This window comes from Thermovirga lienii (genome assembly GCF_036847465.1).
GTDB classification, from domain to species: Bacteria; Synergistota; Synergistia; order Synergistales; family Thermovirgaceae; genus Thermovirga; species Thermovirga lienii.
Genome location: NZ_DAITZW010000008.1, coordinates 1 through 17,663 on the forward strand (window position 1 = coordinate 1; position 17,663 = coordinate 17,663).

Consider the following 17,663-nt stretch of genomic DNA (forward strand, 5'->3'; position numbering starts at 1 on the left):
TGTTACTCCTCATTGAGTGAGGTCCCTGAAAATGTGGATGTGGTATGCCTTTTCATATCTCCCAGACACCAAGAGCCGGTCTTGGAGGAAGTAAGAAAACTTCCTTACAAACCGGTGATCTGGATGCAGCCGGGAGCCGAGAACGACGAGGCAGAAAGAGAATTGACAGAAGAGGGATACACGGTTGTAAAGGGCGCATGCATAATGATGACCCATCAGGTTTACTGTGCAGGAGACTAATTTTTGTAAGAGCGCTCCAGATTGGGTGTTGATATTTTGGGCGTAGGGGTGTAGTATAGTCGCGAAAGTTAGGTAAGCCTAATATTTGGCGATAAGGGGAGATTAAAGTGAAGCGTAAGGTATATATGGATCACTCGGCGACTACACCTCTAGCTATTGAGGTTTTTGAGGCTATGGAGCCTTACTTGAAGGGTTCCTTTGGCAATCCCAACAGCATTCATGCATGGGGTAGAGAGGCAAGAAAGGCCGTAAATGAGGCAAGAGACCAAATAGCAGATCTAATAAACGCAGAGTCAAGGGAGATCATTATCACTGGTGGAGGTAGCGAGGCCGATAACCTGGCAATCAAAGGGACGGCTTTTGCTTTGCAGGACAAAGGAAAGCACATCATAACCTCTGCAATAGAGCATCATGCTGTTTTGGATGCATGCGATTGGCTGGAGAAGATAGGCTTCGAGGTAACGGTGCTCCCTGTGGACTCCAACGGAACGGTGGATCTGGAAGCACTTGAAAAAGCCATCAGGGATGACACCATACTGATAACCATTATGTATGCCAACAACGAGGTAGGGACTATTCAGCCGGTCGAAAAGATCATAGAGATAGCCAAGAAGCGAGGAGTTAGGGTTCACCTTGACGGCGTTCAGGCAGTGGGTCATATTCCTGTGGATGTGAAAGAGTTGGATGTGGATCTTCTAACCCTTTCAGCACACAAAATGTATGGTCCCAAGGGGGTAGGAGCTCTCTACGTCAAGAAAGGAACGAAGCTGGTTCCCATAATTCATGGTGGGGGGCAGGAATTTGGCCTTAGGTCAGGTACTGAGAACACCGCAGGGATAATTGGTTTTGGCGCTGCAGCGAAGCTTGCGAAAAGAAGGCTGGAAGAAAAAGAGCATCTAAAGGAAGCTGCTTTAAGGGACAAGCTCCTTTCGGGCATAATGAAAAATATCCCTCATGCCCACATTACGGGGCATCCCACCCAAAGGCTCCCATTCCATGCCAGCGTTTGCTTCGATTTCATAGAGGGTGAATCCCTGCTATTGAGGCTCGATGCAGAGGGAATAGGGGCGTCAAGCGGATCGGCCTGTACTTCAGGAAGCTTAGAGCCAAGCCATGTTCTGTTGGCAATGGGAATAAGCCACGAAAGAGCCCACGGATCCTTGAGACTGACGTTGGGTAAAGACACTACGGAAGAGGATATAGACTACATCTTGGAGGTACTCCCCAAGATAGTGACAGATTTGAGAGCCCTTTCTCCATTGGGCAAAGATATTACTACGAGGTGAAGCAAATGTATTCTGAAAAGGTTATGGAACTTTTTATGCATCCCAAAAATGCTGGCAAGATAGAGGATGCCGATGGAATAGGTCAGGTTGGTAACCCCCAGTGTGGGGACATAATGAAGATCTATATCAAGGTGGAAAACGATGTAATAACGGACATAAAGTTCGAGACCTTTGGGTGCGCTTCAGCTATAGCTTCCAGCTCCATGGTTACCGAGATGGTTAAAGGAAAGACCTTAGATGAGGCCCTTAAGATAACGAACAAGGATGTTCTAGAGGAACTAGGCGGTCTGCCCCCTCAGAAGATCCACTGTTCCCTTCTTGCTGAGGAAGGCATCAAGGCTGCAATTGAGGATTACAGGAGGCGCAAGGAGGGTAAAAAATGATGGAGGGTAAGGTCGTTGCTGTATGTGTCTCTGAGAAGAAGGGAACGCCCAAAAAAAACATAAAGGAGGCCTTCCTGGAGGAAGGGGTAGGCATCCCTCAGGATGCCCATGCATCCTTTGGTCATAGGCAGATAAGCATGCTGGCCCTTGAGGATATAGAGGAAGCCAAAAAGAAACTCCCAGAACTCCAACCAGGGAGTTTTGCCGAAAACATAACTGTGCAGGGCTTCGATTTGAAAAGCCTTGAGGTTGGCGACCGGGTACAGGTAGGTGAAGCCATCCTGGAGCTTTCCCAGATAGGCAAGGAATGTCACACAAGGTGCGCCATCTACCATAAGACAGGGGATTGCATCATGCCCACCAGGGGGATTTTCTTCAAGGTCGTAAAGAGCGGTCGCGTAGCTGTAGGAGATAAGGTGACGAAAGTAACAAGCAAATAGCAACATGGTGAACAAATGAAGCAAAAACGGGGTGACAGGTTAGTTGGTCGCCCCGTTTTTATTTTTGCTGCTTTTGAATTATAATCAAGAAGCCTTTAATTGGGAGGGAAAGCAATTGAGAACTGTCGAGACGAAAATCCGCGTCCGGTATGGTGAAACAGACCAGATGGGGATTGCTTTTTATGCCAATTACCTGTCGTGGTTTGAAGTGGGAAGGAGCGAGTTTTGCAGAGCCCTTTCCCATCCATACAAACACTGGGAGGAAAAAGGGATAATATTGCCGGCAGTAGAGGCCTATGTGCGATACAAACATCCATTGCGATACGATGACGTTGCCGTAATAAAGACGAGCGTTCAGGAGGTGAAGCCGTATTCTGTAACTTTCTCTTACGAGGTATTGCTAGAGGAGAATGGAAGACTCGTTGCGGAAGGCTGGACAAGACATGCTTTTTGTGACCCGACAGGGAAGCTTGTCAAGGAGCCTGAACCTTTCTACAGTTGGATCAAAGAACAATTGGAAAAGAATGACTAAAGAGGTGATTCCGTGTGGGCAAGAAAATGATAATGCTAGGAAACGAGGCCATAGCCCGCGGAATAGTCGAAGCGGGGTGTGAGGTGGCCTGTGCTTATCCAGGTACCCCTTCTTCGGAGATTCTGCCAGCTATTGCGAAGTGGGCCGATGAGCTGAACACAAAAACTGCGGTCGAATGGGGAGCCAACGAGAAGGTGGCCTTCGAGATGGCTGCAGCGGCGTCCTTTGCGGGCAAGAGGGCATGTGCGGTCATGAAGCAGGTGGGGCTCAACGTGGCAGCTGACCCGTTCATGAGCGTGGCTCATTTTCAGCTAAAGGGTGGGTTCCTTTTGGTGGTCGCGGACGACCCAGGTCCCCACAGTTCTCAGACAGAGCAGGACAGCAGATTCTTTGCCATGTTCGCCAAGGTTCCGTGTTTCGATCCCTCAACGGCCGCGGAGGCCAAGGAGATGGTTTTCGATGCCTACGACCTTTCTGAGAGGCACGGCATAGTGACCATGCTTCGCCCGACGGTGCGTGTGGACCACTGCAGGCAGGATGTGGAGCTGTTGGACGTGGTCTCCTTGGAGAGGAAGGCTTCCTTCGAGAAGGATATAAGAAGGTGGGTATGCCTTCCTGCTCATGTGAGGATAAATCATCCACTGCTCAATAAAAAGAACGACGCAATAAGGGAAGAGTTCGAAAGAGAATTCTCTAAATACAACTATGAGGTTCCTGCGGCGGGAAAGGCCTCCTTGGGCATCATAGCTGGTGGAATATCCTTTGCCGTAGTCATGGACCTTCTGGACTCCATGGGAAGAAAGGACATATCGGTCCTCAAGATAGGTACTCCATACCCTCTGCCCACCAAGCTGGTGGACGATTTCATTGCAAAACACGACAAGGTTCTGGTGCTTGAGGAAACCTACCCGGTAATAGAGATGCAGATACTCGACAAGAGCAAGGTCCTGGGGAGACTGAACGGATGGGTTCCCAGGGCAGGAGAGCTCCTTCCCGAGATAGTCGAGGGCATAATTTTGAGGGCCCTTGGGGAAGAACTCGCCTCATCACCAGAGGAAGAGTATTTGAAGAAAGCCATAGAAGAGCTCAATATAACCCCCAGAAAGCCCATGCTTTGCCCAGGCTGTCCTCACAGGGCAAGTTTCTTCGCCATAAGGCAGGCTCTGCCCAATGGCATCTATCCATCCGACATAGGCTGTTACACTTTGGGAGTCAATCAGAAGACAGTTGATGCAGTCATTGACATGGGAGCATCAGTGACCCAGGCATCGGGTCTTTACCTGGCCCACAAGGTAGATGGGACGGAAAGGCCTATAGTTGCTACCATAGGAGATTCCACGTTCTTCCACATGGGCATGCCAGGCCTTGCAAGCGCGGTGTACAACAAGCACGCCTTCGTTCTGGCCATATTGGACAATAGCATAACGGCAATGACTGGTGGACAGTCTCACCCCGGTATAGGTGAGAAGCTCCGAAAAGGAGAGGAAGGCCGAAAAGTGGACCTTGAGGAAGCGGTGCGAGGCTGTGGGGTAAAATGGATAAAGACCGTTGAGGCTTATGACGTAAACGAGAACAAGAATCTGGTCAAGGAAGCATGGGAGTACGCCAAAGAGAACGAGGAGCCCGCGGTGCTTATATTCAAACATCCCTGCATGCTGCTTAGACCCGAACAAGACAAGATCCCCGTGAAGGTGGATCAAGAGAAGTGCATAGGATGCAAGTTCTGCATAAACTTCTTCAACTGTCCAGGCTTGGTCTTCGATGAGGATAAGAAGAAAGCCTACATTGATGAAAGATTCTGTGTCCAGTGCGGTGTTTGCATAAATGTATGTCCCCATGGAGCTATTCTTGGGTCAAACGGGGAGGAGGCATAACCATGCAGTACGTTATTGTAGGAATCGGTGGACAGGGGATTTTGTTTTCCAGCCGTGTTTTAGGCCATATAGCTCTCTCCAAGGGCGAGAGAGTGATGGGCAGCGAGGTCCATGGAATGGCTCAAAGGGGTGGATCGGTTATAAGCCATTTCAAGATCGGCAAGTACTCCAGCCCCTTGGTCAAGGCCAAGGAGGCCGACGTCCTACTGGCCTTTGACCAGAATGAGGCCATAAGGAACCTTCACTTCTTGAAGCCGGGGGGCAAGGCCATAATCAACGTTCATGCTCCAGAGGCCTTGGAGAACCCCAATTTGAAGCGCTTCTTGGAGGAAAGATCCATAGAGCTTTATCCCATAAAGGGGTATGAAATACTCAAGGAACACATGAACGGAAGATTTTTGTTCCTCAATGTGCTGATCCTTGGAGCCATGTGTGGAGCTGGTATAGGAAGCGTTACCTTGGAAGAGGTAAAAAAGGCCATAGAGGAGCTAGCCCCGCCCAAATACGTAGAGGCAAACCTCAAGGTGGTAGATCTGGGGTATGGGGCCATGGCAAAATAAAATACCGCAAGATCTGAAAGGGGGCCCCGCGAGGGGCCCTAAATTGTTTCTCCCCAGGAGGCAGAGAAAAAGGGCCTTCAGCTTGGTGGAGCTTCTTTTGTGCATAGCCATGTGGTCCGTTTTGGCGGGGATTTTGCTTCTGTCCCTGGATGTAGGGATTTTAACAGTCAAAAGTGAGGAGGCTGTGGTAAAACCCAGTGTGGCCCTTAGGGAATCCAAAAACATTTATAGATGGCTCCAGAAGGTCATGATAAAAGCCTGTATCGAAAGAAGGTCTTTCCAGGTAAAGTATTACAGTGGGTATAGGGATTTTATAAGAATTCAGTGGTTTGACCCCTTAGAGACTGAAACCTACAGGACTGAAGGCAGATGCTGGGTGGCCTTTGAGTCCTCTAAGAACCTTTTTTACAGTTACGCCCCTGCTTGGCACACCATGACTCCGGCTTTTACTTTGAAGATAAGCAATGGGCAGAAGAACGGCCAGGTGGTCTCCAGGATCTCTGTCTCTCCATACTGTCTGGTGACGCTGAAGGAGGAGTAAAATTAAATTGTTGCGAAGTTTCCTATGTAAGAGTATAAAATGTATTCAGCCCTTGAGGTTAGATACGTTTTAAGCAGCTGGCTGAGTTTGAGCTGGTTTCCAATTTTATCAGGAGGTAAAGAGATGGCTGGTAAACCGTGGTGGAGAGAGACTATCGAGACAGTTTTATGGGCTTTGGTGTTGGCCCTTATTTTGCGTTACTTCGTAGTGCAGGCCTTCTGGATACCTAGTGGTTCGATGATACCTACCTTGGTGCCAGGAGATAGAGTGCTGGTATCCAAGTTCTGGTACCATTTCCAGCCCCCAAAAAGAGGCCAGATAGTGGTGTTTAAGTACCCCCTGGATCCCAAGAGAGACTTCATAAAAAGGGTCATAGGCCTCCCAGGAGAGGTGGTCAGCATGGAGGAAGGGGTGGTCTACATAGATGGAGAGCCCTTGGCTGAGCCATACGTGAAAAATCATGACTCCTTCAATATGAAGCCTGTCAGGGTTCCCGAGAACGCTTATTTCGTAATGGGGGACAACAGGCCTAATTCACAGGACAGCCGTTTCTGGGGGTTCGTGCCAAAGGAAAACCTAATAGGACCGGCCTTTTTCAGGTACTGGCCTCTCTCCAGGATAGGTGGGATATACTGATATGGCCAGGACGGTTTGGTATCCCGGCCATATGGCCAAGGGGCTGAGGAAATTAAAAGAGCTTTCGGATAAGATCGATGTGGTCGTTGAGGTTAGAGACGCTAGGGCCCCCGATGTTACATCTTCATCCTTCTCCTCCGATATTGCTAAATTCAAGCCCCTGTTGGTCGTGCTTTCCAAGAAGGACCTTGCGGATGACAAGGCTACGGCTGCCTGGCTTTCCCACTACAAGAAGAGGGGCATAAGTGCCTGGGCTTTCAACCTTCGGAGGCCCTCCTTTGGCGGTTTCCTTAAAGCCCTTTCCAAGCTCAGCCCTCCCTACCGGGATGTTAGGCTTGTGGTGGTAGGAGTGCCCAACGTGGGAAAGTCCCTTTTTCTAAACCAATTGGTCGGTAAAAAGGCCTCAACTGTAGGAGGAGTTCCCGGAGTTACTAGGGGGGTCTCATGGTACAAAGGAAAAGGGTTCATGGTGGCTGATTCTCCTGGAATCGTTGACCCAAAAGCTGGAGCCGCAGTGCACAGGTGTCTTGCCTGGCTTGCGGGCTCCCGTTCCGATGTTATAGGAGGGTATCACGATATCGCCTTGGACTTTTTGGCTTACCTCAAAGAAAGAGATCTTCTGGATACAGCCCTAAGCCCTTGGGGTATAGATACTGCAGGGCTCGAACCCGACGAGATTTTAAAGGTCATAGGAAGAAGATTGGGGTGTCTTACCTCGGGCGGAGAAGTGGACATGGAAAGAGCCGGGAAGGCTCTTCTGGATAGCTTTTCTTCAGGTAAGCTCGGCAAGATAACCCTGGAACTTCCAGAAAGGCCTTTTTGCAGTCTGGAGGACGATGGATGAAGGTCGTTGGAGTAGATGAGGCAGGACGAGGCCCCTTAGCTGGACCGGTCGTGGCCGCGGCTGTTTACCTTGAGAACTGGCAGACCAGGGAGCTTTTATCCATGGGGCTTAACGACTCAAAGAAACTCTCTCCCAAGAGACGAGAGGCCCTTTTTGAGGCCGTGCTGAATATGGGTGTGTGCTGGAGGGCCCAGGCGGCTAGTCCAGCCAGGATAGACAAGTACAACATCCTCAATGCGACCTTGTGGGCCATGAAGAGGGCAGTAGTACAGCTTCCTTTGAAGCCCGACCTGGTGGTGATAGACGGTAACATGCCCATTGGGTTGGATTTATGTACGGAAAAATCCATCGTTGGGGCTGACAGTAAGGTTCCATCGGTTGCGGTGGCCTCCATAATAGCCAAGGTTCTGAGGGACAGGGCCATGGTTAGATTTTCCAGGATGTTTCCCCAATATGGTTTCGAAAGGCATAAAGGTTACCCAACCAAGGAACATTATGCAGTTCTGAGGGAGTTGGGGCCTTGCAAGCTCCACAGGAAGAGTTTTCGCCTCTTATAAACAAAAAACCCACCTATTTATGACATGATGTAAAAGGCGGTGAAATCTATGTCCAGCCATTTGAAGTTAGGCTCAAAGGGCGAAGATTTTGCTTGTCGCAAACTGGAGGAGTTGGGGTATGAGATCGTGTCCCGTAACGTCAGGTTCAAACTTGGCGAGATAGATGTGGTCGCCATGGAATCTGGCGAATTGGTGTTCGTGGAGGTAAGGACAAGGAGCGTAGGAATAATGTCTCCTCCAGAGGCTACCGTGGGCCCAAGGAAATTAAAGAAACTTGTAAGGTGCGGCCAAGCTTACGTTGAAAAGTCAGGGTGGAGCGGGCCGTGGAGAATAGACATAGCGGCAGTGACCGTAGATAAAGGAAACTCCATGAAGTTTGAGCTCTTCAAGGACGTTACAGTGGGGTTGGTGGAAATATGAGACCTGTGATGGGCGTAACCTTGCACGGAGTGGAAGCCAGGAAAGTGGAAGTTGAGGTGGAGATAACCGGAGGATTGTTCTCGGTCTCGGTGGTAGGTTTGCCCGATACGGCAGTCAAGGAAGCAAGGGAGAGGGTGCGAGCTGCATTGAGGGCAGTGGGGTTGAACGTAAGAGGCCGGGTGGCCATAAACCTGGCTCCGGCGGACTTGCCCAAGGAAGGGGCCCTCCTGGACCTTCCCATGGCTGTTGGAATTGCAGTCGCCATGGGAGAGGCCAGTCCACCGGAGGGTGCCATATTGATGGGGGAGTTGGCCCTTGATGGCAGGGTCAGAAAGGCAAGGGGAGTTGTCCCAGCGGCCCTCCTTGCGCTGCGTGAAGGGTGGAAAATCTTCGTGCCCAGGGAAAACGTGGATGAAGTCTCCCTCATAAAGGGTGTTGAGGCCTATGCAGTGGAGAACCTGGGAGAGCTTTTGGCCCATTTGCGCGGAGAAAGACCCCTTCAAAGGGTGAAGCCTCATCCAATTCCGGAAGACCCCCTCAAAGCAGATCCGGATCTATCGGAAATAAAGGGTCACTCCCAGGCTAAAAGAGCCCTGGAGATAGCAGCAGCAGGGCACCACAATATCTTCATGATTGGATCACCGGGTTCGGGCAAGACCATGCTGGCCAGAGCTCTTAGGGGGATTTTGCCCCCTCTCTCGGATCAGGAGGCCATGGAGGTTCTTTTGGTGAAGAGCACCGTTGGACTTTCTCCTGGGAACGTTAAAGAAAGACCTTTCAGGATAGTCCACCACACTGCAAGCACCGTCGCTGTCTGTGGCGGCGGACCTAACTTGCGCCCTGGAGAGGTGAGCCTTGCCCATAGGGGCGTCCTGTTCCTTGATGAATTCACCGAATTCAGGAGAGAGTTGATAGAGGCGCTGAGGCAGCCATTGGAGGACGGTTCCATAGTCGTTAGCAGGGCATCGGGAAGCGTTTCATATCCGGCTAGGGTGCTTTTGGTGGCAGCATGCAACCCATGCCCGTGCGGATACCTTGGTGATCCTTCAAAGCAGTGCAGGTGTTCGGCGGCTGCTATAGAAAGATACCAAAGAAAGATATCCGGCCCGATAGTGGACAGGATGGACCTTTATGTTTCCGTCCCCAGGCTTTCACCCCAGGAACTGGTGTCTTTTTCCCCTGCTAAGTCTGAGGACAGTGCAACGGTAAGAGAAAGGGTTGCGGAGGCAAGGAAGCGTCAGCTTTCCCGTTGGGAGAAATGGGGTTACTCCTGCAACGCGGAGGTTCCGGAGAAGATATTGAAAAGACACCTCAACCTTTCCCCAGAGGCCCTTGGGTTCCTTGAGAAGATGGCCGGGAAACTTCAACTCACTGGAAGAGGCATAACCAGGATATTAAGGGTAGCTCGAACCATAGCGGACTTGGATGGTGTGTCTTTTGTGAGCATGGGACATCTTTCTGAGGCGTTGGCCTACAGGAAAGGAGCAAGTATGCCGTGGACAAGCTAAAAGCCTTTATGCTGTTGAACGCTACGGGTACTGTGACGGCAAGGTTCTTCAAAGAAGCAGAAATGGCAAGCTCTGGAGGGCCCTTGGATCCCAGAGAGTTAATAGAGGAAGGGGAAAGTTTTTGGAGGAGAGTGGGTTTTTCCGAGGGGGCCGTTAGTTTTTTGAAGGTAGCCCTAAAGGAGAGTTGGGCGGAACGGGAACTGGAAAGATGCAGCGCCTTGGACGTTATGGTCATAACCTGGGGAAGTGACGAATATCCAGCTCTTTTGGAGGATTTGGATGATCCACCTCTGGTGCTCTACGTTATAGGAGACAAACTGCCTTCTTTTGGCGTTGGAATAGTGGGAACCAGGCGCTGCACCAGCTACGGCAGCAGGGTCGCAGGCTTGATATCCGAAAATGTGGCTTCCTTGGGAATGGACGTTATAAGCGGCGGTGCTTTGGGAATAGATAGCGCTGCTCACAAAGGTTGTATGAGCGCAGGTGGTAAGACGATCGCCGTTTTGGGGACCGGAGTGGATGTGGTTTATCCTTCGAGCAACAGGTGGCTTTTCGAGGAAATAAAGGAAAGTGGATCTTTGGTGAGCGAGTACCCTTTGGGAACCAAGGCGAGACAGTGGACCTTTCCAAGAAGAAACCGCATCATTGCCGGGTTGTCGGAGAAATTGGTGGTGGTCGAGGCCCCAGTAAAAAGCGGTGCCATGATAACTGCAAGGGTGGCCATGGATTTGGGACGAGAGGTTTGGGCAGTGCCAGGTCGGATTACCGATGAAAGTTCAGGAGGTTCCAATTCCTTGATAGCAGATGGAGCCCATGTGCTTTACGACGTGTGTGCCTTCATGGAGAGTTTCAGGGGGCATCAACTGTTTTTGAAAGGATTGGACCTGGGGGTGTCCAAAAAACAGAGCCTGCCAAATCTTTCGGAAAAGCAAATGGAAATTTACGAATTTTTGTGCAAATATGGAGAGCAAACGGTTGACAACATAGCTGTCGGCTGTAAAATGGACGCCGCCCAAGTTTTACAGGAGTTAGGTTATTTGAGCATCGAAGAATTGGTTTTTCCATCAGGTCCAGGGCGGTGGAGCGCCATCCCGAAGGGAACTTGGACTGAAAAAAGATAGGATAAGGAGAAGGAGCATGGCGGTTAGGTTTATAAATGAACACGAAAGACGATTTTTCACGGGAGAGGCATTGAGTTTGGCTTATAGCATGTTCGCGGAGAAAGTGTTTCCCGATCACATTGTGGAGGCGGTTATGACCGAAGCAGTGAGATGGGGGTGCGACGGATACACTGTGGATGAGGCTCTTTTGTCCTCCATATTGTGGGCTATTTGCGAAAAGCCGTCTAGGGGGATGGATGTTCAAAGTGTTTTGGGTCATAACAGTAATAAGATCCGCCTTTCGTGATTGGGGGTTTTGTTTGTGGCTGTGAAAAAGGCTAAAAATAGCAAGGCGAGTAAGAAAAAGACTTTGGTGATCGTGGAGTCACCCTCCAAGGCCAAGACCCTTACAAAGCTTCTGGGCAGAGGCTATGAGGTGAAAGCCAGTGTAGGACACGTTCGAGACCTGCCCAAGAGCAGGCTCGCTGTGGACATAGAGAACAACTTTAAACCCGATTACATAGTGGTGAGAGGCAAGGGCCAAGTCGTCAAGGAGCTCAAGAAGAAAGCATCGGAGAGTTCAAGAATCATTTTGGCTTCGGACCCTGACAGGGAAGGAGAAGCCATAGCGTGGCATTTGGCTGAGATACTTGGCATATCCGCGGAAAGTCCCTGCAGGATGAGGATGTACGAGATAACCCCTAAGGGCGTCAAAGAAGCGCTGGGAGGTTTGGGGCCTATAGATATGAACAAGGTGTATGCCCAGCAGGCCAGGCGAATAATGGACCGGCTGGTGGGTTACTCCATAAGCCCCATTTTGTGGAGGAAGATAAAGTGGGGCCTTTCGGCAGGAAGGGTTCAGTCTGCTGCACTGAAGATCGTGTGCGACAGGGAAAGGGCTATAGAGGATTTCGTCCCGCAGGAATACTGGAATATATCCGTAGAGGCTCAAAAAGAAAATGGCGCTTTGTACAACCTCCGAGTGGAGAAAAGGGGAGGCAAGACCTTATTAAAGGATGGAAAGACTCTACTCATAGATAGCGAAAAGGTCGCCGATGAGATCATAGAAGTTATTGTTTCTAATCCTCTAGTCGTTAAGGATTTTACTTCTAAAGAGGGTGAAAGGAAGCCCCCTGCGCCTTTCAAGACCAGTACACTTCAACAGGAGGCGGCAAGGAGGCTTAAATTTTCGCCTCGAAAGACCATGTCCATAGCTCAGGAACTGTACGAAGGCGTGGAGATCCCCGGAAGGGGAGTTATGGGTCTTATAACCTACATGAGGACCGATAGCTTGAGAGTATCCCCCATTGCTATAGAGGAAGTTCGCTCTCTCATATCTCAAACGTTCGGTCAAAGCTATTTGCCTAAGAAGCCCAATAGCTTTGAAAGCAAGGTGCGGTCTCAGGATGCCCACGAGGCTATAAGGCCGACGGACGTAACCCTTACGCCCGAACAGGCAAAGCAGTACCTTTCGCGAGACCAATATAGGCTTTACGAGCTGATTTGGAAGCGTTTCGTGGCCTCGCAGATGAGCCCTTCGATCGTCGCCAGAGTTACATTGGAGGCCGAAGCGAAGGACATAGGTTTGAAGCAGTCAGGAGTAAGGGTGCTCTTCGATGGGTGGAGCAAGGTTTGGCCATCGGATTTGCAGGAGGAGCTCGTGCCGGAGGCTGTCCCGGGTGAAGAACTTTCTGTCACAAACATAAACAAAGAACAGAAGTTCACAAATCCACCATCAAGATATACGGAAAGTGGACTGATAAAGGTTCTAGAGGATAAGGGCATAGGGCGTCCTTCTACTTATGCCACCATATTGCAGACTTTGAGCGACAGGCGCTACGTGGGTAAGGATGAAGAGAAGAAGTTGAAGCCAACGGAGTTGGGCAAATTGGTCAATGGATTCCTTGAAGAGTATTTCCCTGAGATAGTGGATGTAGGATTCACTGCGAAGATGGAAGAGGAGCTAGATGAGGTTGAGAGCGCTGAGAGAAAATGGGATCAAGTGGTAGGGGAGTTCTGGGCAGCCTTTGAGCCCACACTGCGCTCTGCAGAGGAGAACGCTGAAAAACTTGCTGCCCCTCAGGGAGAACCGATAGGTGAGAATTGTCCACTATGCGGGGCTCCCTTGGTCAAGAGGTTCAGTCGATACGGCGAGTTCATAGGTTGTTCTGCTTTCTCCGACCCTGAAAAGAAGTGCACGTACAGTCGTCCCATAGTTGACAAGATAGGAGTGACTTGCCCCAAGTGCGGCAAAGGAGACGTGGTCAGGCGTAGGGGCAAGAGAGGCAGGACCTTTTATGGGTGTTCCAGGTATCCTGAGTGCGATTACGCATCGTGGTATGAACCCACCGAGGAACGCTGCCCCCAGTGTGGAGGAGTCGTGGTTCTGAAAGGAGCCAAAAGGAACAAGGTCTGTTCGGTATGTGATTGGAAAGAGGGTAAGAAGGATGATGGCCCCAATGAAGAATGATTTGAGAAGTGTACCTGAAGTTACGGTCGTAGGAGCCGGCCTTGCTGGGAGTGAAGCCGCATGGCAGCTTGCTCTGCGGGGCGTGAGAGTAAAGCTCTTTGAGATGCGTCCTAGAAAATACACTCCAGCCCACACCACTGACAAGTTCGCGGAGTTGGTGTGCAGCAACTCCCTGGGCTCCAACGTGGAAGATACCCCTGCTGGAATACTAAAGAACGAGTTGAGAAGATTCAAAAGCCTGGTAATGCAGTGTGCTGACGAGCACGCAGTCCCTGCTGGGAGGGCCCTTGCTGTAGATAGAGAGTCGTTCTCCCAATGTGTGACCGAAAAATTGAGGTCTCACCCCATGATAGAGATAAACTGCAAGGAAGTAGAGGATCTTCCTGATGGATTAGCGATAGTGGCTACGGGGCCGCTGACTAGCGAGAGTTTGGCCAGCAGATTGAAAGAAGTGGTAGGAGAGGATTTCTTATATTTTTTTGATGCAGTAGCTCCTATAGTAACGGCCGAATCCATAGATATGTCCAAGGCTTATAGGGCAAGCCGCTACGGGAAGGGGGAGGACTACATCAACTGCCCACTGACGGAGGAGGAGTACTACGCTTTTTGGGAGGCACTGGTCTCAGCTGAGCGAATACCCCTGAAGGATTTCGAGAGGGATGGCAAGTTTTTCGAAGGGTGCATGCCCGTGGAAGTGTTGGCCCAAAGAGGCAAGGACACCCTGCGTTATGGACCTATGAGACCTGTGGGACTGGAAGACCCTAAGGATGGTAAGAGGCCTTTTGCTGTAGTGCAGCTTCGGCAGGAGAACAAGGCGGGTACCATGTACAACTTGGTGGGTTTTCAGACCAACCTGAAGTGGAAGGAGCAAGAGAGAGTTTTCCGGATGATTCCAGCCCTCAAGAATGCAGAGTTCGTCCGTTTTGGAGTGATGCACCGCAATATATATGTTAACGCTCCCAAGGTGTTGGACGGTCACCTTAGGTTGAAGGCAAGAAGCAATATATACCTCGCTGGCCAGATCACAGGCGTCGAAGGATACGTGGAGAGTACTGCCATGGGATTGGTGGCTGGGATAAATGCTGCATGCCAAGCTCGTGGCCTGAGCCTTCCCCTTTGGCCCATGGAGACGGCAATAGGTTCCCTAATGAACCACCTTTCAGAGGAGAGGCCTCACGGCTTTCAGCCCATGAACATGAACCTCGGCCTTTTCCCTCCTTTGGGAGAACGAATAAAAGACCGATCCCAGAGACTGGCAAGGCATGCCGAGAGGGCAAAAAGGGCGTTGGAGGCCTTCTTGGCGGAGAACAAAATGCTTGTAATTGAAAAAGACTAAAAATTCTCCATATAAAATATTTATACAGAAAATTGTGCTTTTTCCCCCACAAAATGCTACAATATGTTCATGCCAATGAAGATAGAGGAAGCAGTAGATTTATATTTGGACTGGCTTAAGTATGGTCGTGGGAAGTCCGAGAACACTACGGTAAACTACGCTGTAGACCTATGTCAGTTCTCCGACTACCTTGCGTCTCAGGGAGTGGAAGACGTGGAATCCATAAGTTCTGGCCACGTCAGGGCTTTCCTGAGGGATGTAGTCGGCTTTGGCTACGCCCGGACCTCCGCAGCCAGGAAGCTCTCTGCCATAAAGGGTTGGACTGCCTTTTTGAAGGAGAGGGGGCTTGTTGCTTCCGATGTGGCGGCCAGGCTGAAAGGCCCCAGGATCCCCAAGAGGCTTCCCCGGGCTTTGCCTTACGATGACGTGGTCAAGCTGATAGAGGAGGGGCCCAGGGGGGACAATGCCTCAAGAGACAGGGCGGTTTTGGAACTCCTTTACGGGTGCGGCCTTAGGATAGCTGAGGCAGCCGTTTTGAGGTGGGACCAGGTGGACCTGGAGGAAAGATGGATAAGGGTCGTCGGTAAAGGTGACAAAGAGAGGATCGTGCCTTTGGGCCGTTATGCCGTCAATGCGTTGAAAGAATGGAGAGCACAAAGGAGATCCTCTGATGTATATGTCTTTCCTGGTGAGAAGGGAGGCCCTATAACGGTTCGAACTTTGCGCAGGATAGTCGTGAGGTGTGCAAGAAACGTTGGCTTAAGCGGTGTTACTCCTCATGCCTTGAGGCATAGCTTCGCGACCCATATGTTGGAACGGGGTGCCAACCTCAGGGTTTTGCAGGAACTTTTGGGACATGAAAGCTTGTTGACCACTCAGCGGTACTTGAAGGTGACCGCTGAGCAGCTGAAACAAAGCTATATAAAGGCCCATCCCAGGGCGGTGTTCGGAGGGAAAGATGTTTAAGGGAACTACTATTTTGTGTGTCAGAAAGAACGGCAAGGTGGCCATGGTTGGAGATGGCCAGGTCACTTTAGGCAGTCAGGTAGTGAAGGCCAGCGCCAAGAAGGTAAGGCGGCTGTACAACGATAAGGTTCTATGCGGTTTCGCCGGTGCTACGGCGGATGCCATGACCTTGCTGGAGCGTTTTGAGAGACAGCTCGACGAGCAGTCAGGCAACCTGATGAGGGCTGCAGTGGCCTTGGTCAGGGATTGGAGGACCGATAAGGTTTTAAGAAGGCTTGAAGCCATGATGCTGGTTGCCGATATCAACCAGACCCTGCTTTTGTCCGGAACTGGAGACATCCTGGAACCTGAGGGAGATGCTTCCTCTATAGGTTCGGGAGCAGGTTATGCCTTGGCTGCAGCCAGGGCGTTCATAGATGCGGGTCTTACGGATGCCGAGTTGATAGCTCGAAAGTCCTTGGAGATAGCCGCGGGAATATGTATTTACACCAATAGCGTATTGACTGTGGAGGTGCTTGAGTCTTGAATTTTTACAACGAGGAGGCTTTGACTCCCCGTAAGATAGTAGAATACCTTGGAAGGTATATTGTAGGACAGGAGAAGGCCAAAAGGGCGGTTGCCATAGCCTTGAGAAACAGGATGCGCAGAAAGAAGTTGCCCCAAGAGATGGCCAAGGAGATAACTCCTAAGAACATCCTCATGGTGGGACCCACAGGAGTCGGAAAGACGGAGATAGCCAGGAGGCTTTCGCAGCTCGTAAACGCCCCCTTTGTAAAGGTCGAGGCCACCAAGTACACCGAAGTGGGCTACGTGGGGCGAGATGTGGAGTCCATGGTTCGGGACCTGGTGGAAAGGGCTTACCACATGGTTAAGGAGAAGCACTTGCAAGAGGTGCAGGAGGAAGCCTCAAGAAGGGTTGAAGAGAGGTTGCTTGATGCCCTTCTGCCCAGGAAAAGGGTCCAGGAAAAGGTTACGAACATGGTGGAGTTCCTGTTGGGTCAAGGTGACTCTAATGAAAGGGAAGAAGAGACAGAAGATCCCAAGCGTCAGGCCACCAGAGAGAAGTTACGAAGGCTCCTTAGGGAGGGCAAACTGGACGCCAGGGAGATTGAAATCGAAGTAGTTGAATCTGCGCAGGTAGGTATACCCATCTTGGGGGCCCCAGGCATGGACGAGATGGGTATAAACATTGGAGAGATGCTCAGCGGCCTGTTTCCCAAAAAGAAGAAGAAGGTCACCATGACTGTTGCCGAAGCCAAGCGGGTGTTACAGGCCGAGGAGGCGGAGAAGCTCATAGACCACGAGGCAGTGTCTAAGGAGGCTGTCAGAAAGGCTCAGGAGGAAGGGATAATATTCATCGACGAACTGGACAAGGTAGCCTCTGCATCGAGTTCCACCTCGGGGCCGGACGTGAGTCGAGAGGGAGTCCAAAGAGACCTTCTCCCTATCATCGAAGGTTGTACGGTCAACACAAAATACGGCCCCATACGTACAGATCATATTTTATTCATAGGTGCAGGGGCCTTCCACAAGGTAAAACCCTCTGATCTGGTTCCGGAGCTTCAGGGTAGGCTGCCTCTAAGGGTTGAACTTGATCCTCTCACGGAGAATGACCTTGCAAGGATCCTTGTGGAACCCGAGAACAGCCTTTTAAAGCAGTATAAGGCCTTATTGGAGACCGAAGGGGTAGAGCTGGTCTTCACGGAGGATGGGGTGGCGGAGATAGCTTCGATAGCCGCAAGAATGAATATTGAGATGGAAAATATAGGAGCGAGAAGGCTGCACACCATAATGGAGGCCCTTTTGGAGGATATACAGTTTGAAGCTCCCGAGCGGAAAGGCGAAGTTATAACGGTGGATGCCAAGATGGTCAGGGAGAAACTCCATGATGTAGTGGCCGACACAGATTTAAGGAAGTATCTTTTGTAACTTAAATTGACCTAAAAGTACGCAACAGGTACTGCAATTCA

Annotated in this window: 20 protein-coding genes; all 20 read left to right on the forward strand. The window is 50.6% G+C overall.

The window, feature by feature from the left end; translation table 11 throughout:
- Nucleotides 1-240 (forward strand): CoA-binding protein (locus tag V7Z69_RS04035; protein WP_334138686.1); only part of this gene is annotated, 240 nt, incomplete at its 5' end.
- A gap of 107 nt (nucleotides 241-347) precedes the next feature.
- On the forward strand, nucleotides 348-1,526 hold the full coding sequence (nifS, locus tag V7Z69_RS04040) for a cysteine desulfurase NifS (protein ID WP_334138689.1): 1,179 nt from the start codon (nucleotides 348-350) through the stop codon (nucleotides 1,524-1,526).
- A gap of 5 nt (nucleotides 1,527-1,531) precedes the next feature.
- Nucleotides 1,532-1,909, forward strand: a complete 378-nt coding sequence (nifU, locus tag V7Z69_RS04045; protein WP_014162672.1) for a Fe-S cluster assembly scaffold protein NifU — start codon at nucleotides 1,532-1,534, stop codon at nucleotides 1,907-1,909.
- Entirely contained in the window at nucleotides 1,906-2,349 is a 444-nt protein-coding gene (locus V7Z69_RS04050) for an MOSC domain-containing protein (protein ID WP_334138691.1), read from the forward strand. Before nifU ends, V7Z69_RS04050 begins: the two co-directional genes overlap by 4 nt.
- A gap of 115 nt (nucleotides 2,350-2,464) precedes the next feature.
- Complete coding sequence (locus tag V7Z69_RS04055; protein WP_334138694.1) at nucleotides 2,465-2,881, forward strand: acyl-CoA thioesterase; 417 nt, start codon at nucleotides 2,465-2,467, stop codon at nucleotides 2,879-2,881.
- Between the two features lie 26 nt (nucleotides 2,882-2,907).
- Nucleotides 2,908-4,755, forward strand: a complete 1,848-nt coding sequence (gene iorA, locus V7Z69_RS04060) for an indolepyruvate ferredoxin oxidoreductase subunit alpha (protein ID WP_416376415.1) — start codon at nucleotides 2,908-2,910, stop codon at nucleotides 4,753-4,755.
- Between the two features lie 2 nt (nucleotides 4,756-4,757).
- Nucleotides 4,758-5,315 carry a 2-oxoacid:acceptor oxidoreductase family protein gene (locus V7Z69_RS04065; protein ID WP_334138697.1) on the forward strand — a complete coding sequence of 186 codons (558 nt, stop codon included), beginning with the start codon at nucleotides 4,758-4,760 and terminating at the stop codon, nucleotides 5,313-5,315.
- A 43-nt stretch (nucleotides 5,316-5,358) separates the two neighbouring features.
- Complete coding sequence (locus V7Z69_RS04070; protein ID WP_334138698.1) at nucleotides 5,359-5,856, forward strand: type II secretion system protein; 498 nt, start codon at nucleotides 5,359-5,361, stop codon at nucleotides 5,854-5,856.
- 123 nt (nucleotides 5,857-5,979) lie between these two features.
- On the forward strand, nucleotides 5,980-6,492 hold the full coding sequence (gene lepB, locus V7Z69_RS04075) for a signal peptidase I (RefSeq protein WP_014162678.1): 513 nt from the start codon (nucleotides 5,980-5,982) through the stop codon (nucleotides 6,490-6,492).
- Between the two features lies 1 nt (nucleotide 6,493).
- Nucleotides 6,494-7,336, forward strand: a complete 843-nt coding sequence (locus V7Z69_RS04080; RefSeq protein ID WP_014162679.1) for a YlqF/YawG family GTPase — start codon at nucleotides 6,494-6,496, stop codon at nucleotides 7,334-7,336.
- Nucleotides 7,333-7,893, forward strand: a complete 561-nt coding sequence (locus tag V7Z69_RS04085; protein WP_334138699.1) for a ribonuclease HII — start codon at nucleotides 7,333-7,335, stop codon at nucleotides 7,891-7,893. The genes V7Z69_RS04080 and V7Z69_RS04085 overlap by 4 nt, the downstream gene beginning before the upstream one ends.
- Before the next feature lie 48 nt (nucleotides 7,894-7,941).
- Complete coding sequence (locus V7Z69_RS04090; protein WP_014162681.1) at nucleotides 7,942-8,313, forward strand: YraN family protein; 372 nt, start codon at nucleotides 7,942-7,944, stop codon at nucleotides 8,311-8,313.
- On the forward strand, nucleotides 8,310-9,821 hold the full coding sequence (locus V7Z69_RS04095; protein WP_334138701.1) for a YifB family Mg chelatase-like AAA ATPase: 1,512 nt from the start codon (nucleotides 8,310-8,312) through the stop codon (nucleotides 9,819-9,821). Before V7Z69_RS04090 ends, V7Z69_RS04095 begins: the two co-directional genes overlap by 4 nt.
- A complete protein-coding gene (gene dprA, locus V7Z69_RS04100; RefSeq protein ID WP_334138703.1) occupies nucleotides 9,809-10,942 on the forward strand; it encodes a DNA-processing protein DprA in 1,134 nt (377 codons plus the stop codon). Before V7Z69_RS04095 ends, dprA begins: the two co-directional genes overlap by 13 nt.
- Before the next feature lie 16 nt (nucleotides 10,943-10,958).
- On the forward strand, nucleotides 10,959-11,228 hold the full coding sequence (locus V7Z69_RS04105; RefSeq protein ID WP_334138704.1) for a hypothetical protein: 270 nt from the start codon (nucleotides 10,959-10,961) through the stop codon (nucleotides 11,226-11,228).
- A gap of 15 nt (nucleotides 11,229-11,243) precedes the next feature.
- Nucleotides 11,244-13,391, forward strand: coding sequence for a type I DNA topoisomerase (gene topA / locus V7Z69_RS04110; RefSeq protein ID WP_334138705.1), 2,148 nt, complete (start codon nucleotides 11,244-11,246; stop codon nucleotides 13,389-13,391).
- Nucleotides 13,381-14,727 carry a methylenetetrahydrofolate--tRNA-(uracil(54)-C(5))-methyltransferase (FADH(2)-oxidizing) TrmFO gene (trmFO, locus tag V7Z69_RS04115; RefSeq protein WP_334138707.1) on the forward strand — a complete coding sequence of 449 codons (1,347 nt, stop codon included), beginning with the start codon at nucleotides 13,381-13,383 and terminating at the stop codon, nucleotides 14,725-14,727. The genes topA and trmFO overlap by 11 nt, the downstream gene beginning before the upstream one ends.
- A 63-nt stretch (nucleotides 14,728-14,790) precedes the next feature.
- A complete protein-coding gene (locus V7Z69_RS04120) occupies nucleotides 14,791-15,693 on the forward strand; it encodes a tyrosine recombinase XerC (protein ID WP_334138709.1) in 903 nt (300 codons plus the stop codon).
- Nucleotides 15,686-16,219, forward strand: coding sequence for an ATP-dependent protease subunit HslV (hslV, locus tag V7Z69_RS04125; protein WP_014162688.1), 534 nt, complete (start codon nucleotides 15,686-15,688; stop codon nucleotides 16,217-16,219). Before V7Z69_RS04120 ends, hslV begins: the two co-directional genes overlap by 8 nt.
- Entirely contained in the window at nucleotides 16,216-17,622 is a 1,407-nt protein-coding gene (hslU, locus tag V7Z69_RS04130) for an ATP-dependent protease ATPase subunit HslU (RefSeq protein ID WP_334138711.1), read from the forward strand. Before hslV ends, hslU begins: the two co-directional genes overlap by 4 nt.
- Nucleotides 17,623-17,663: the final 41 nt, after the last annotated feature.

Excerpts from the sequence above, each read along its gene's own strand:
- nifU (WP_014162672.1), top strand. The coding sequence starts at position 1,532 with ATGTATTCTGAAAAGGTTATGGAACTTTTTATGCATCCCAAAAATGCT.
- V7Z69_RS04050 (WP_334138691.1), top strand. The coding sequence starts at position 1,906 with ATGATGGAGGGTAAGGTCGTTGCTGTATGTGTCTCTGAGAAGAAGGGA.
- iorA (WP_416376415.1), top strand. The coding sequence starts at position 2,908 with ATGATAATGCTAGGAAACGAGGCCATAGCCCGCGGAATAGTCGAAGCG.
- V7Z69_RS04065 (WP_334138697.1), top strand. The coding sequence starts at position 4,758 with ATGCAGTACGTTATTGTAGGAATCGGTGGACAGGGGATTTTGTTTTCC.
- lepB (WP_014162678.1), top strand. The coding sequence starts at position 5,980 with ATGGCTGGTAAACCGTGGTGGAGAGAGACTATCGAGACAGTTTTATGG.
- V7Z69_RS04080 (WP_014162679.1), top strand. The coding sequence starts at position 6,494 with ATGGCCAGGACGGTTTGGTATCCCGGCCATATGGCCAAGGGGCTGAGG.
- V7Z69_RS04085 (WP_334138699.1), top strand. The coding sequence starts at position 7,333 with ATGAAGGTCGTTGGAGTAGATGAGGCAGGACGAGGCCCCTTAGCTGGA.
- V7Z69_RS04090 (WP_014162681.1), top strand. The coding sequence starts at position 7,942 with ATGTCCAGCCATTTGAAGTTAGGCTCAAAGGGCGAAGATTTTGCTTGT.
- V7Z69_RS04095 (WP_334138701.1), top strand. The coding sequence starts at position 8,310 with ATGAGACCTGTGATGGGCGTAACCTTGCACGGAGTGGAAGCCAGGAAA.
- V7Z69_RS04105 (WP_334138704.1), top strand. The coding sequence starts at position 10,959 with ATGGCGGTTAGGTTTATAAATGAACACGAAAGACGATTTTTCACGGGA.
- trmFO (WP_334138707.1), top strand. The coding sequence starts at position 13,381 with ATGAAGAATGATTTGAGAAGTGTACCTGAAGTTACGGTCGTAGGAGCC.
- V7Z69_RS04120 (WP_334138709.1), top strand. The coding sequence starts at position 14,791 with ATGTTCATGCCAATGAAGATAGAGGAAGCAGTAGATTTATATTTGGAC.
- hslV (WP_014162688.1), top strand. The coding sequence starts at position 15,686 with ATGTTTAAGGGAACTACTATTTTGTGTGTCAGAAAGAACGGCAAGGTG.